At 63.1% G+C, this 14,691-nt stretch carries 13 protein-coding genes and 1 pseudogene; 6 read left to right on the forward strand and 8 right to left on the reverse strand.

The annotated features are described in order from the left end of the window. The first annotated feature begins 194 nt into the window (after window positions 1-194). Window positions 195-938 carry an IclR family transcriptional regulator gene (locus AC1DN9_RS01975; RefSeq protein ID WP_478096760.1) on the forward strand — a complete coding sequence of 248 codons (744 nt, stop codon included), beginning with the start codon at window positions 195-197 and terminating at the stop codon, window positions 936-938. Window positions 939-992: 54 nt separating this feature from the next. Here the strand turns inward: AC1DN9_RS01975 and AC1DN9_RS01980 are convergent, their stop codons facing one another. Both AC1DN9_RS01980 and AC1DN9_RS01985 read right to left on the reverse strand, forming a co-directional pair. Then, window positions 993-2,258 carry a thioredoxin domain-containing protein gene (locus tag AC1DN9_RS01980; RefSeq protein WP_478096762.1) on the reverse strand — a complete coding sequence of 422 codons (1,266 nt, stop codon included), beginning with the start codon at window positions 2,256-2,258 and terminating at the stop codon, window positions 993-995. Window positions 2,259-2,279: 21 nt separating this feature from the next. Next, complete coding sequence (locus AC1DN9_RS01985) at window positions 2,280-3,884, reverse strand: ThuA domain-containing protein (RefSeq protein ID WP_478096764.1); 1,605 nt, start codon at window positions 3,882-3,884, stop codon at window positions 2,280-2,282. 326 nt (window positions 3,885-4,210) lie between these two features. On the opposite strand from AC1DN9_RS01985, the pseudogene AC1DN9_RS01990 reads away from it, so the two are divergent. Further along, window positions 4,211-4,303 (forward strand): annotated as a pseudogene (locus AC1DN9_RS01990) (IS3 family transposase); the annotation flags it as partial. Window positions 4,304-4,480: 177 nt separating this feature from the next. On the opposite strand, the gene AC1DN9_RS01995 reads toward AC1DN9_RS01990, so the two are convergent. Then, window positions 4,481-4,885 (reverse strand): group III truncated hemoglobin, encoded by a 405-nt coding sequence (locus AC1DN9_RS01995; protein ID WP_478096766.1) that lies wholly within the window; start codon window positions 4,883-4,885, stop codon window positions 4,481-4,483. Between the two features lie 102 nt (window positions 4,886-4,987). Further along, the gene (locus AC1DN9_RS02000; RefSeq protein ID WP_478096768.1) at window positions 4,988-5,872 is read right to left on the reverse strand and encodes a LysR family transcriptional regulator; all 885 of its coding nucleotides are present in this window, start codon (window positions 5,870-5,872) and stop codon (window positions 4,988-4,990) included. A gap of 141 nt (window positions 5,873-6,013) precedes the next feature. Between AC1DN9_RS02000 and acs the strand changes: the two genes are divergently transcribed. From acs to AC1DN9_RS02015, 3 genes are all read left to right on the forward strand, one after another. Next, complete coding sequence (acs, locus tag AC1DN9_RS02005) at window positions 6,014-7,966, forward strand: acetate--CoA ligase (RefSeq protein ID WP_478096770.1); 1,953 nt, start codon at window positions 6,014-6,016, stop codon at window positions 7,964-7,966. A gap of 96 nt (window positions 7,967-8,062) precedes the next feature. Further along, window positions 8,063-8,440 carry a DUF488 domain-containing protein gene (locus AC1DN9_RS02010; RefSeq protein ID WP_478096772.1) on the forward strand — a complete coding sequence of 126 codons (378 nt, stop codon included), beginning with the start codon at window positions 8,063-8,065 and terminating at the stop codon, window positions 8,438-8,440. Window positions 8,441-8,535: 95 nt separating this feature from the next. Beyond that, window positions 8,536-8,979: a universal stress protein gene (locus AC1DN9_RS02015; protein ID WP_478096828.1), complete on the forward strand. Its 444-nt coding sequence runs from the start codon at window positions 8,536-8,538 to the stop codon at window positions 8,977-8,979. A gap of 50 nt (window positions 8,980-9,029) precedes the next feature. On the opposite strand, the gene AC1DN9_RS02020 is transcribed toward AC1DN9_RS02015, so the two are convergent. The 3 genes from AC1DN9_RS02020 to dctP are packed head-to-tail and all read right to left on the reverse strand — an operon-like array spanning window position 9,030 to window position 11,871. Then, window positions 9,030-10,331, reverse strand: coding sequence for a TRAP transporter large permease (locus AC1DN9_RS02020; protein ID WP_478096773.1), 1,302 nt, complete (start codon window positions 10,329-10,331; stop codon window positions 9,030-9,032). Next, a complete protein-coding gene (locus AC1DN9_RS02025; RefSeq protein WP_478096775.1) occupies window positions 10,328-10,873 on the reverse strand; it encodes a TRAP transporter small permease in 546 nt (181 codons plus the stop codon). Before AC1DN9_RS02025 ends, AC1DN9_RS02020 begins: the two co-directional genes overlap by 4 nt. A 17-nt stretch (window positions 10,874-10,890) precedes the next feature. Beyond that, entirely contained in the window at window positions 10,891-11,871 is a 981-nt protein-coding gene (gene dctP / locus AC1DN9_RS02030; protein ID WP_478096777.1) for a TRAP transporter substrate-binding protein DctP, read from the reverse strand. Between the two features lie 160 nt (window positions 11,872-12,031). On the opposite strand from dctP, the gene AC1DN9_RS02035 reads away from it, so the two are divergent. Next, the gene (locus AC1DN9_RS02035) at window positions 12,032-12,703 is read left to right on the forward strand and encodes a GntR family transcriptional regulator (RefSeq protein WP_478096779.1); all 672 of its coding nucleotides are present in this window, start codon (window positions 12,032-12,034) and stop codon (window positions 12,701-12,703) included. Between the two features lie 55 nt (window positions 12,704-12,758). Here the strand turns inward: AC1DN9_RS02035 and AC1DN9_RS02040 are convergent, their stop codons facing one another. Further along, window positions 12,759-14,627, reverse strand: coding sequence for an ATP-binding protein (locus AC1DN9_RS02040; RefSeq protein ID WP_478096781.1), 1,869 nt, complete (start codon window positions 14,625-14,627; stop codon window positions 12,759-12,761). Between the last annotated feature and the right edge of the window lie 64 nt (window positions 14,628-14,691).

Genomic DNA, 14,691 nt, shown 5'->3' on the forward strand with positions numbered 1-14,691 from the left:
GGCTGGAAAAGAAGGTCAATGCGGTGGGTTGGCTCAGAGGCGGGCTTCAATCGGTCGTTCCGTCCATCATAATAGAGTTCTATTTATAAACACCTAGGGCAAACTCGGAACGCACAGGACAATTAATGCTGCCTGGGGGACAGCTTTGGACTGCGATGCCGATGACCCTCGATATCTACCTTGGAGGAATTCGAATGACTGACGAAACCGGCGTGGCGGCGGTTGACCGCGCTTTGACGATCCTCGACGCCCTGACCAGCGAGAAGTCGACGCTCGCCGACCTGGCCAAGCGCACGGGTCTCTACAAGAGCACCCTGCTGCGCCTGATCAAGTCGCTTGAAAGGTTTGGCTATGTCTTGCGCGACTCCGACGGCTGCTACCGCCTCGGCTCCAAGGTGCTGTACCTCGGCTCGCTGTACCAGAAGCACTTCAACGCCAGCGAACTGGTGCTGCCGGTGCTGCGCAAACTGGTCGAGGAATTGAAGGAGGGCGCCTCCTTCTACGTCGTGGACGCCGACTGGCGCGTGGTTCTGCACCGCGTCGAGTCTGCGCAGGCGGTGCGCGATTCGGTGCGTGAGGGCGACCGCTTCGCGCTCACCAGCGGCGCTTCCGGCCATGTGCTGTGCGCCTTCAACGGCGCCGCCGGCAAGCGGTTTGACCTCGTGCGCCAGCAGATGTACGCCGCTTCCTTCGGCGAGCGCGACCCAGAAACGGCCGCCTTCGCCGCCCCCATCTTTGGCCACGGCAACCGCCTGGTCGGCGCGATCAACGTCTCCGGTCCCCGCTATCGCATCGAGGCGCTGGGGGCGGAGAAGATCCTGCCGCCGCTCTTCAGATATGCCCGTGAACTCACCGCCACCTTCGGCGGCAACCCCGCCGTCGCGGCCTTTGGTGGCTGGCAGCCGCATTCATTGCCGCGGATGAAGAAATCGAAGTAATCGGCGTGCCGGCTGTTCGGGGGAATGGCGGGCTTCACCCGAAGACTGCTGTCATCAATAGATCTCGAACTCCGCGTCCCCGGCGCGGATCTGCTCCGGCCCCGTCCAGGCAGCGGCAGGCGTCGCGGTCTGCCCCGTCCACCATCCACTGACAGCCAGACGCTTGCCTTTGGCAAACGGAGACACATGGCTCACCAGATGGGCGCCTTCCGGCCCCACGTTGAAAAGAGCCAGCGTGTTGAAGGAGGCTGGCAGGTAGCTGTTCGTCGGGCACCAGAAGAACGAGCCGCCCCACTCGGAGCGCCACTCTTTCGCCAGATACCACACAAAGGTCACCTGACGATGCGAATTGGCGTCGTTGGCCGCCACGTCGTTGTGCGGATGCAGATAGTCGCCCGGCAGATACCAGTTGGCGAAAAACTCCGTCGGCCCGGTGCAGGAGCGGCCCGACAGCCGCGTCATCCACTCCTTCGTCTTCGGCGAATCGAAGATCCTGGAACACTCGGCGATGTCCTCGGGATACTCCTCGGCGTTCGAGAGATCGTGATAGTGATAGTGGAAATGCGCCTCGTAACCCTCCTGCACGCGCCAGGCCGTGCTGTTGTCGAGGCTGCGGTGCATGCGCTCGGCAAAGTCCGCCTCGAAGGCGTCCCGGATCAGGACCAGCTTGCCGACCGCCAGCCGAGGGACGATGTCCGGCAGCGCAACGCGGACCGATGGGCGCAGATAAGTTTCGAGCGACGGCAGGCCGGCGTCCGCCTCGGCCCTGCCGTCGTTCGCCTCCGTCATCGGGCGTCGCATCTGCGCCATGTCGAGCGTCCGCGCCGTGTTGAGCGCGGCGTCCAGCGCTCCCGCTTGCAGCGGCCCTTCATGGACGTGGACAATGATGCCGTCGCGCACGATCATCAGCGTCGGAATCGACGTGATGTTGAAGCGCGAGCCGATCTCCGGTTGTTCCTCGACGTTGACCTTGGCGAACAGAACGCCGGGGTGGCAGACCGAGGCGGCAGCGAACACCGGCGCGAACTCGCGGCAAAACGCCGAAGACGGCGCCCAGAAATCGACGACCGCCAGTGACCAGCCCTCGATCGCCGATTCGTAGTTGTGCCGGGTCAGCTCGAACGCGCCCGGGGTCACGCCCGGAATGACGACCGGAGCGCGGGCTGGCATAGGCGGCCTGTGCAGCAGCGAAATGATCGGCTGCGTCGGGTTGTTCGCGGATTTGCGGTCTCGATGCTTCTGTTTCATGGGAGCCTGCCCGGTGAGGGTGTTTTCAAAGGAAAAACGCGACGGGGATGTCGCCATCCCCGCCGCGTTCATGATGCCTGAGTCAGTCGGATCTCAGCGCACGTCTGCCCACGAACCAGCTTGCGGTTGAGCCGCGCTTTGCAGCGGGTTGAACCACTTGTCGTCGCGGACGTTCCCGTTGGCGTCAGGGCGATTGTCGTTGCCCTGGCAGAACGGCTCACGGCCCATGACCGAAAGGAGCCCGTGCACGACGTGCTGCTTGAAGTAGGCCTGTGTCGTCGCCGAGATGGCAGCGTTGCTGTTGCTGCTCGCATTCGGGTCGAATGCATTGCTGAAGTGGCCCAGCGTGGTGATCCACGCCTTGCCGCCGTCGTAGTACTGGCACCACGAGACCGGGTGGAACGAGTGACCGGGGCTCGTGCCGCCGCGGCCCGTCGAGAGCGTGTTGTCGTCCACGGCGGCCAGGAAGCGGACCTTGGTCGGGAACGGCGCCAAGTTGTACCACTCGTCAGCGAAGTGGAACTGCTTGGGCAGACCAGCGGTCGAGACGTCAGCCTGGTTCACGATGACGATGTCGCCAGCCTGGGCCGAGCCGTGGTCCATGTAGTTGGCGTTGCCGAGCAGACCTTCGTAGTAGGGCCAGTTGTATTCAGCGCCGAACACGTTGTGCATGCCGGCAAAGCCGCCGCCCGCGCGCAGGAAGTTGCGCAGCGACGTCTTGGCCTGATCAGTATTCAGGTTGCTGGAAGACAGGTTGCCGCCGGGGTTGTTGCCCGTGCCGATGGCCGTGCCGGCCAGGTTGGTGTAGCCCTTCGCGCCTTCGGAGACGAAGGTGCCGTGCTTGGTGAACGTGTCGCGGGTCGGGCTGGCCATGATCAGGGCGTCGTAGGTGCCGATGCTCAGGCCGGCCAGCACGTTGACGTCTTCAGTCCAGGTGACCGTGACGCCTTGTTCTTCCATCCACTTGGCGACAGTCTTCTGATAGATGTTGGCGTCGGGGATATTGGCCGAACCCGTCACGCTGCCGGCGGTCGTCTGGGCCGGGCCGAGGTTGGCGTGGCGCGGACCCGCGGTGCGCGAGTAGATCATGATCCGGTTCTTGACGTTGCCCTTCCAGGGGTGGTAGCAACGCGGGTCGATGCCACGGCAGACGTTGTAGGTCGGATCCATGCTTTCGGCGGGGCCGTTGCTGTTGAACTGGACCTTGACCGTCGGCTCGGCCGCCTTCAGCCAGGGGTGGCCGATGTCGAACGTGGTGATCGCCTTTGCGGTGGTCTTGGCGGCGTCGGCGTCGATGGTGGACTGTGCTTTGAACTGGGCGCCCTGCGCCTTGGCGTCGGCGACCAGCTTGTCCTTCTGCGCTTGGGCATCGAGGACGAGGTTCGACTTCGCCACCTGGGCAGCGGCCAGGGCGGCAGCCTTGGCTGCCGAGTCGGAATAAGACGCGGCCTTGGCGGCGGCGACCAGCGCATCGCCCTTTTCCTTGGCGGCGTCGACCAGCGTATCGCCCTGAGCCTTGGCGGTGGTGAGCAGCGCGTCGGCCTGGTCCGAGGCTTGTTGCTTGACGGCCTGAGCAGCGGCTTGGCCGGCGGCATTCACCTGGGCCTGCTCCTCGGCGGTGAGCGCCAAGGCCGAGGTGGCTGCCAAGCCCAGAGCCAGCGCCGAGATGGCGAGGCTCAGTGCGTTGAGTTTCTTCATGCTTTGTCCTTTTTTGTTGAGAGTTGTTGAATCTGCTGGGGAGGCGGCGCGGATCGGATGGTGGTACTTTGTGCGTTCTCTCTAACAGAACGGAGTTTCGTTTCCGTGGCGAGAGTTTTCCTGATGGCAAGTTCCACGCCATTCGGGAAAACCCAGGAATGCCGGGTTTCTCCCTAATAAAAATGTCGCATCGTTGCGCCCCTCCGGTGCGGCGATGGACACATCAGGGGGGCGACGATCACGATGACGATCCGAGAAGTCGACCGCATCAAGACGATGCAGGCGTTGGTGGACTGCATGCTGCGAACTGCCTGGACAACTCCGCGATGGAAGGCTTCTTCGGTACGCTCAAGTCCGAACTCTTCTGCGTGCAGGAGTTCTCCAGCGTGGAAGAGATGGAGCACGTCATCGATGCTTGCATCCGCTACTACGGTCGCGGTGGGGACGGGGATTGCTCCCGCCCCGCACGATCAGATGAAGCAGCTCGACGGCAAGACCAAGCTGCAAGCTCTTGCCGACCGCGGCTACTTCAATGCAAGGAACTCAAGGAAGCGGGCATCACGACCTACGTTCCCAAGCCGATGACCATCGGCGGATCAGCCATGTGCGAGGTCCGCCAATGGACGCTCAGGGTCGTTGTGCAACTGGTAGCCGTACCACAAGCTTCCTGCGATGCGATGCGCGAGTTCATCGGCGCGTGCTTGCAGATCAGCGTTGTCCAGCGACTGCGTGGTCTCGCGAAACAGATGGAGCCAATGGTGGAACAGCTCGATCCTCAACTCCGGCAATGCCGCGTGCTTGGGCATCGGCGCTCCTCGGTAGCGGGCCGTGCCTCGCAGCACCGACGACCAGAAGTCCACCATCTTGCCCAAGTGATGTTCCCAGTTCGAGACATGGGCTTCGAAAATCGGCGCGAGCACCGCATCGTTGCGTACCTTTGCATAGAACGCATGGACCAGTCGCACCACGTCCGCTTCGGTGCACAACTCGGGATTTGGCATTGAGAGCCTTCGAGAGTTCTAAAAGAAGTAGTCTATATCGATCTTAAAAGATGGAGACTCGAATGGTCAATACGAGGTCCATCCACGCAGCGGCAGTGCCGTCTAGCTGGCTCGCTTCCGCGTCGCGCGCTTGGCGCGTGGCGCGGAAGCAGGGCTGGCCACATGCCGCAACCCGGCGACTGCAGGGTTGACGATCTTTGCGTCCGCATTGGCGGCATAGACGGCGTAGGCAGGATAGAGAAATTCCGGTGCTCCGGGCACGCGATGCAACCGCCCGCTTTCCAGGTGGGCGCGAATGACGTCGAGGCGAAAGTAACCGGCTCCGCCCGCCGACAGCAGGTATTCGCTCCCGAGCGGCCCCAATCCCGCGATCACGCCGGCATTGGACAGCGCGGGAAATGCCAGATCGTGCTGCGCTGCAAAGTCAGGTCCCCAATCCACATAGACATAGTCGGCAGGGCGCGGCGCCTGGCCGCGCTTCGTGGTGACCATGACGAGCTTTTCTTCAATCAGCAGTTCGATCCGCAGGCCGGGGCGCTGCTGCGGCGCGTAAACGATGGCCACGTCGAGCACGCCCTCGGCCACCCGGTTGAGCAAGTCCTCCGGAAAACCGACTTCGGTCCGAATGGCCAGGTGATGGGCAGCAGTGCGCATCCAAAGCAGCCAGTTGAGCAGCAGCGGATCCCACAAGCTGATCTCGCATCCGACCGTGAGCACGGCGCGCCGACCGGGTGGCACCGCGACTTGATGACGCGCGCGCTCCCAGACCTGCACCAAGGTCGAAGCGGAACGGAGGAACTGCACGCCCGCCGGGCTGAGCGTGGCGCCCGATTTGTTGCGCACAAAGAGCTTTCGGCCGAGGAGTTCTTCCAGCGTTTTGACGCGCGCGCTGACGGCCGTTTGCGTCACATGCAGCCGCTCTGCGGCGCGCTGGAAGCTGCCCGTTGCGACGATCTCCAGAAAGGTTCGAGCCAGGTTGATGTCCATGGAGTGCGCATCCTTGAATCTTGGAGAACATCAAAATTATTGCATTCAAATAACAATCGATATCGTTTTACTTTGTGCGCGCCGGACCCGAATATGACTCCTGAACCACCATTCGTGCGTGGTCAGCAAAAGGAGCACACCGTGGCGAACAGCGATCTGATATTCCCGGTCCCGGACGAGTGGACGTGGCGCGGGTGGATGGACGAGCCGACCTATCGCGAAGCGTACGCGCGCTCCTTGCGCGAGCCGCAGGCGTTTTGGGCCGAACAGGCAAAGTCGCTCGACTGGTTCAAGTCTCCGACCCGGATTCGCGATGTTTCGTTCGAGCCGGGTGACGTTCGTATTCGTTGGTTCGAGGACGGCGTGCTGAATGCGAGCGTGAACTGCCTGGACCGGCACCTGCACGATGGATCGCACCCCGCGATCGTCTGGGAGGGCGACGATCCGTCGGAAAGTCGAACGATCAGCTACCTCGAACTGTGCGCCGAGGTGTGTCGTTTGGCCAATGGCTTGAGGTCCTTGGGCGTTCGCAAGGGCGACCGCGTGACGATCTACCTTCCGATGGTCCCGGAGGCAGCCGTGGCGATGCTCGCCTGCGCACGCATCGGCGCCATTCATTCGGTGGTGTTTGCGGGCTTCTCCGCGGAATCTCTGGCGAACCGCATCCAGGACTGCGAATCGAAGTTGCTGATCACGGCCGATGAGGGCGTGCGGGGCGGCCGCCGCCTGCCGATGAAGGCCAACGTGGACGAGGCCTTGAAACAATGCCCGAGCGTTGCGACCTGCGTGGTGCTGCGTCGAACCGGCGGCATCGTCGATTGGATCGAAGGCAGGGATCTCTGGTACGACGCCCTGGTTGAGAGCCAGCAAGCCTGGTGCGAGCCCGAACCGATGCGTGCGGAGGATCCGCTGTTCATCCTGTACACGTCCGGGTCGACCGGCAAACCGAAGGGCGTACTGCATACGACGGGCGGCTACCTGCTCGCCGTCTCGCTGACTCACAAATACGTGCTGGACTATCACCCGGGCGATGTGTTTTGGTGCACGGCTGATGTGGGCTGGGTGACCGGGCACAGCTACATCGTCTACGGTCCGCTCGCCAATGGCGCAACGACCGTGATGTTCGAGGGCGTGCCCAACTACCCCGACAGTGCGCGCTACTGGCGGGTCATCGACAAGCATCGCGTCAGCATCTTCTACACCTCGCCGACGGCCATCCGGTCGCTGATGCGCGAAGGCGATGCACCCGTGAGACAGTGCAGTCGCCATTCGCTGCGGCTGCTCGGCACCGTCGGCGAACCGATCAACCCGGAAGCCTGGCTCTGGTACTACAACGTCGTCGGCGAGGCCCATTGCCCGATCGTCGACACCTGGTGGCAAACGGAAATCGGCGCCATCGTGATCGCACCGCTGCCGGGCGCCACCGCGACCAAGCCCGGTTCGGCAACCTTGCCGTTCTTCGGCGTCGAGCCGGTCATCGTCGACGAGCAGGGGCGTGTTCTGGATGGCGCTTGCGAAGGCATGCTGTGTCTTCGTGACGGGGGCCCCGGAATGCTGCGCACGCTCTACCGCGATCCCGAGCGGTTCGTGCAGAGCTACTTCAGCGCCTATCCAGGGCTCTATTCCACCGGGGACGGCGCGCGGCGCGACGAGGATGGCTATTACTGGATCACCGGCCGTGTCGACGACGTGATCAACGTGTCCGGGCACCGACTCGGGACCGTCGAGATCGAAAGCGCGCTCGCCGCGCACCCCGAGGTGGTCGAAGCCGCCGTGGTCGGCTATCCGCATTCGCTCAAGGGACAGGGGATCTACGCCTATGTGACCTTGCGGGCCGACGCCCGTCCGACCTCCGCTTTGCGTCACGACCTCAGGCGATGGGTGCGCCAGCAGATCGGCCCCATTGCCGCACCCGATGCCATCCAGTGGGCGCCGAGCTTGCCCAAGACCCGCTCCGGCAAGATCATGCGACGTGTCCTGCGCAAGATCGCCGCCAACGAGATGTCCAATTTCGGCGACACCTCGACGCTGGCGGACTCATCCGTGCTCGAGGGACTGATCAGCGGCCGTCGCATCGTCGCGACGGCTGCGTAGCGCCCGGAAGGACCCGTCATGCATCCGACGGCGCTTCATCCTCCCGGTCGCTCGACGCTTGTCCAACGGGACCGCCCGAGGGGGGCGTCCAGCACGATGGTCGTGAAGCGGGCACGCGACGCGGTGTCCGACGACGACGGCATGCGCGTTCTGGTCGATCGCCTTTGGCCACGGGGCCTGACGAAGGACCAGCTGACGGTTGACCTCTGGCTCAAGGAGGTAGCGCCCAGTCACGCATTGCGCCGCTGGTATGGCCATGACCCGAGGCGCTGGGAGTCATTCCAGGAGAAGTATCGGGCCGAACTTGCACAGCGAGACGACCTGCTGCAGCTGCTGGACGACTTGCGCCGTCGCGGTCGAGTGACGCTTGTCTACGACGCCAGCGACACTTCCCACAACAACGCGGTCGTGCTGCGCGACGTTCTGAGCGAGTGGCGCGACGCTTCGCCACGATCGAACAGGAGTTCGACATGAAAGTCATCGACATCATGACGGCGCCGGTCATCAGACGATCCGGCGCACGCGGAAAGTCGACCTTCCTTCAATCTACCTACCCTGAGGAGCAGAACATGTTTCACCGAATCCTGGTTGCGACGGACGGCACTGCGCTCTCGGACAAGGCGGTGACGAGTGCCATTGACCTCGCGGCGGAGAACCGCGCCGAGCTTGTCGCGCTGACGGTGGTGCCCCGCTATGCGAGGAGCTACTTCGATGGCGTGATGGTCTTCACGAACGAAGATGTTGCGCGCATCGAAGGCCAGTCGGCACGTAGGGCGCAAGACCGCCTGGATGTCGTCGGCGAGCGCGCCCAAGCAAGCGGGGTGAAGGTAAAGACCGCGACGGTCGTCTCGGACATGGTGGCCGACGCCATCATCGCCGCGGCGAAAAAGCACAAGAGCGATCTGATCGTGATGGCCTCGCATGGCCGGAAGGGAATTGCGCGTCTCTTGCTCGGAAGTGAAACCCAACACGTGCTGACGCACTCGAAACTGCCGGTTCTCGTGTTGCGCTGAATGGACTGCAGCGGTTTTCGAGCGCTTCTGCGGTACCAGGCAAGGTCCGGTCAACCCTTGTAGCCCATGACGCGCGGCAACCACAGCACCGTCTCGGGGACGAACGTGATCAGCGCAAGCACCACGATCGCCGCGAGGATGAAGGGCGTGGCTTCGCGCACGATGGCCAACAACGGTTGCTTCGTCATGTTGGCCACCACAAACAGCAGCAGCCCGAAGGGCGGCGTCAGCAGGCCGATCATGATGTTGACCACCACGAGCACGCCGAAGTGCACCGTGTCGATGCCGAGCGCCTTCACGGCCGGGATGAAGATTGGCACGATGATGAGCAGGATGGTCGTCCCCTCGAGCAGGCAACCGAGCACGAGCAGGATGGCGTTGACCATCAGCAGAAAGCCAATCTTCGACAGGTGAAAGCCTGCGACGAAGTGCTGCACCGACACCGGGATGGCCTCTATCGTGACGACGTAGTTGAAGGCGAGCGCACCCGCGATCAGCATGCCCACGGAGGTGGTGGCCTTGGCGCTCGACAGCAGCACCCCGTACACCTGCCGCGGAGAGAGGGAGCGGTAGATCAGCGCCGCGGCCAGCAGCGCATAGGCCGCGGCCGCTGCTGCACCTTCGGTCGGTGTCATCACGCCGCCATAGATGCCCACCAGCAGGATCACTGGCAGCAGCAGCGCTGGAAAGGCGTCGATGGTGATGCGCGGCACTTCGCGCCATTGCACCGGCGGCTCGACCGGGTAGTTGCGACGCCGCGCGATCACGCCGTTCATCACCATGAAGGCCACACCCAACAGCAGGCCGGGGATCACGCCGCCAAGGAACAGATAGCCGATCGACGCATCCGACACCAACGCATAGATCACCATCGGGATCGACGGCGGAATGATGGGGCCGATGATGGCGGCCGAGGCGGTGATGCCCGCCGCGTACGCCACGGGATACTTTCCACCGCGCGACATCATGCCGATGATGATCCGGCCGATGCCCACGGCATCCGCAATGGCCGAGCCCGACATGCCGGCGAAGATCACGTTGGAGACGATATTGACGTGGCCCAACCCGCCTCGGAACCGCCCTACCAGCATGAGGCAGAACTTCAGCAGCCGGTCGGTGAGGCTCCCGGTGTTCATCAGATCGGCCGCGAGGATGAACAGCGGCACGGCCAGCAACACGTAGCTGTTGTAGAGCCCGTTCAGGATCTGCTCGGCCACCGTCCCCGGGTCGAGGCCGGCCACCAGCAGATAGAAGATCGATGCGGCGATCATCGACAGGGCGACTGGCAGCCCGAGCAGCGCGAGCGCGATCAGCACGACCACGCACATTGAAAAGGGCGAAAGGCCCATCATGGATTGCCTCCCCCCGGCAATTCGACGGCCGCCGCAGGCGCCGCGCCGCGCCATGCACGCCACGCAATCACCGCCTGGCGCACGATGCATACGACTGCAAACAGCACATAGATGGAATAGAGGTAGTCAAAGCGCATGCCGAGGAAAGCGGAATGCTCACGTCGCATGAAGGCAACGTAGCGCCATGTGGCGGGCAATGACAGGGCCGTCAACACGATCATTGCCACGCTGGCGATGACGGTGAAGACGCGTCGCACGCCCGAAGGCACCGCGTTGTAGAGGATGTCGAAGCGCACCTCGTCGGCATCCGCGACGATGAAGGACGCGCCCCACAGCACCACCCAGACCCAGCACAGCACCGTGACCTCTTCCGTCCACCCCAATGGCCGGTTCAGCACGTAGCGGAAAAATATCTGCAGCAGGAACGAGACGAACATGATGCCGATGAGCGCGACAGCCACGTCGTCGGCGCGGCGCTGCAGCCAGCGTCGGGCCGCCGAGCCCCCTGTCCGGGCGCCCGGCCGTGGGGATTCTTGAGTCATCGATCGAGGACCCGGGGTCAGAGCGCGTTGATGCTTTCGAGCGCGCCCTTGGGCCATTCGCTGCCGTACTTGTCGACATAGCGCTTTTGCGCAAAGGTGCGGAAGGCGGCCACATCGGGCGTGTAGACCTTCTTGCCTTCGGCCTTCAGTGCAGCGATCACGTCCCGCTCCTGCCCTTCGAATTTGGCCGTGTAGTCGTCGATCGCCTTCTCGGCGGCCGCGCGGAACCGCGCCTGCTGCTCCGGCTTGAGTTCCTTCCACGCCTTTGACGACACCGCCATCACATCGAAGCCGACGACGTGGCCGGTGAGGACGAATTGCGTCGTCACTTCGTCGAACTTCATGAGCTTGCTCAGCACCAGCGGATTGTCCTGTCCGTCGATGGCCCCGCTCTGCAACGCGGTGTAGACCTCGGCGAAAGCCACGGGTGTCGGGTTGACGCCGATCGACTCTCCGAGGAATTGCCAGAACTCGCCCGGCGGCATACGCAGCTTGATGCCGGCCAGGTCCGCCGGCGTCTTGATCTGCCGGTCAGGCTTGAGGTTGACGTGGCGCGAGCCAAAGTAGACCGGCGTGATGACTTCGATCTCGAGTTGCTCGCGCGCAATCTTGACGAACTGCTGGCCGACCTCGCTCTTGAACGTCTTCTTCAGGTGCGACACGTCGCGGAACAGGTAGGCCGACGTCAGCAGCGACCAGGCCGGCAACTGCTTGGAGATGTCCTGCGGCGCGAGGTTGCACATCTCGAGGTTGCCGCGCTGCAGGGCCACCAGCTCGGTGCCCTGCTTGAACAGCGTGTTGCCCCAGAACGGCTGAAAGTCGATGTCGTTCTTCATGGCGACTGCGAAGGCCTTGTAGGCGTCGGCGCGCGGATCCTGCTCGGTGAAGGCACAGCTGAAGCGCATCTTCGGCCCGCTCTGCGCGAGGGCCAGTGGCGAGACGGCAAGGGCAAGCGCAGAGGCTCCGGTGCGCAGGACGGTGCGACGGGGAATCGACATTGGCATAAGTTGTCTCCACTTGTTAATTCATCCGACATTACGGAGTTTGTCGAATGAAAACAATAGGCTTCAACGATAAGCAGGACGTGCGCCTCCGCCGTATGATCGCTTCGCGCCTTGGGCCCCACCGATGGCGCGAACAGGAATGCTGAGACACGCAATGCTCGAAGAAGCTCGGCAGATGGATACCGTCGGCGAAAAGACCTACCAGCGACTGCGCGCGGACATCGTGTCGGGGCAGCTCGCTCCCGGTGAGCGGCTGACCCTCGACCGCATGCGCGACGCCTACGAAGTCAGCGTCGGCACACTGCGAGAGAACCTGAACCGGCTCTCGTCCGAGGGTCTGATCGTGGCCGAGGGTTCACGCGGATTTCAGGTCACGCCCATCTCGGCAGCCGACCTGCGCGAGGTGGCCGCCATGCGCTGCCTGCTCGAAGTGCATGCACTGCGCGAATCCTTCGAGGCGGGCGACATGGAATGGGAAGGCAAGGTCGTCGCCGCGCATCACAAGCTGGCCTCGATGGAACGCCGCATGAGCGCCGAGGAGCGCTCCAACGCGCAGGCATGGAAGCGCTACGCCCGCGAATTCCACCGTGCGCTGATCTCCGCTTGCGGCTCCCTCTTGCTGATGCAGACCCACGCCATCATCTACGACCGCTACCTGCGCTACCAGATGGTGGCGGCAGGGTACCGCGGCGAAGTCGCCGCCGGTGAGCACCGGCGTCTGCTGAGTTGCGCGCTCAAGCGCGACTGGAAGGGCGCGCAGACTGCACTCACCAAGCATGTGCAGGACTCTGTGAAGCACATGATCGACAAGGGGCTGGTGGTCTGAGCTTGAGCAAGTGGTGCCATCGGACCATTTCCGTCCCAGAGCTCGCCCAGAGGCGCTACGTGCCAGCCTTGAGCTTTTCTTCGGCATAGAGCGAGAGTTCAACCGTTCGCTCGAGCAGCTGTTCCGCGGGCACTCCCGCAAAGTTCTTGAGCACGAGCTCCTTGACATACAACCGCACCAGGTATCGAAGCTGCAATGCGCGGTTCTTCGTCGCGAAAACGAAGTCTCGATGCCCGTTGTTCACGACGATGACGTTGCGCTCGGCATCGAATCGCGATCTCCAGAGGGCCCCTGCTGCCCGTTCGAACGTATAGCCCGGCAGTCCCCGCGCATTCGCGACCGCCGGATTCATCGGGAGGTCGAGGCTATCTGTCACCGTCACGAGTGCCTCTGCGCTGAAGCTGAGTTCACGCTGCTTCACGGTCACTCGCAGGCGTACCAGGCCAGGCGTTTCAGTCGCTGAAAATTCGACTTCCTGGTCGGCAGTGAAATCGATCGACCCCTCGCCCTCGACGATCTCCCAGGCAAACAGCAGATCTTGCGTCACACGCCGGCGCGATCGATCGCGCGGCAGCGCCCTGAAGCGCCGTCGCTCCTTGACCGGCACCGTGCTCGCCGCCGGCGATATGACGACACCGAACAACGGGCCCGCGTGGTCGAAAAACTGCAGCTGTTCGCTCCCGTTTACCGACGGTTCTTCAACGCCCAGACCGGAAATTCCGTCCGGCAGCGAGGCATCCCCTACCGCCGCTTTGGAGGTCCCGCCGTCACGATATTCGCGGTCCTGAATGTCGAACCAGTCGTATTCTTCGGGCGGGAGGGCCAGAAGCGCTTCGCGAAACGCTCGCTGAATCGCACGCATTGACTGCTGGCTCGCCTGCTCTTCCTCGGCTCGCAACTGGGCCTCGATGACGACGTTCACTGCGGCTTCGAGAGGCTTCAGCGCTTCAAGCAGGGCGGCGAACCGCTCGTCATGGATAACGCCACTGCGCGTGCCCGGGGTGAGGTTCAGGAACGGTGCGTCCACCAGACCTTGGAGATATCGAGAGGACCAAGGCACGCTCTCAAGCCCTGGCAGGGTCGCAAGATCCTCGACGACCCTTGTCCCGGACCGGCTCAGCGCAACCCGGCAACTGTCGGCCGGCTGCGCAAGGTACAGCTCTGCATAGGCATCTCCGAACGGCGTGCGCACGGACGGTAACTGGTGGAGAAGTCTCCCTTCGTACGCTCGAGGCTCGACTTCATACTGTTTGCGCGCGAGATTGTCGATCACGATCACCCGGACCTGCTCATTGCGTAGGCGATCGCGCAGCTCGGAAGCAAGGAACCACTGAATCTTTTCTCCGCTCAAGTTGCGGATGCCCTCAAGCAGCGGACTGATTTTGAGCTCGGTGCCGCGCTCGGCGAACAGCACACGCCGCTGAGTGACCTCGTAGCGAGAGTCGCCCCTGCTCATCGACATCTGGTAGGCGCGCTGATCTGCGCCGGCCGACACCATCGTCAACGTGTCGCCGACGGTCCAAAAGCTCAAGAGTCCGATGCCGAACTCGCCCTGCAGTCCATTGCCACGACCCTCAGTCTTCAGACGCCGTTTGATCGAGTCGCAGATATGGGTTGCGACATACTTGAAATTKGGCAAGCCCTCCTCGTCGCGGGGCACGCCATCGCCGTCGTCCTTGATCGAGAGATAGTGCGCACCGTGGTCCCGGCCGCGGGTGATCGTGACGTTCCTGGCGTGGGCGTCGATGCTGTTTTCGACGAACTCGGCGATGGCCTTGAGCGGATTGCTTTGCGAGAGCGCGATGATCCGGATGGCATTCCAATCGTCGCCTATCTTGAGCTTGCCTCCGTCAGATGGCCTGTCTTTGCCGGAACCTTTCGCTCGCGGGCGTGGTTGCGAACCTGTCTTCAGAATTGCTTTCATGAGACCACTGCACAAGCCGAATCCGACCTGTATCCCTCTGCAGAAATCCAAGCAAGGGAGTTTA

Source organism: Variovorax sp. 05L425 (genome assembly GCF_056397705.1).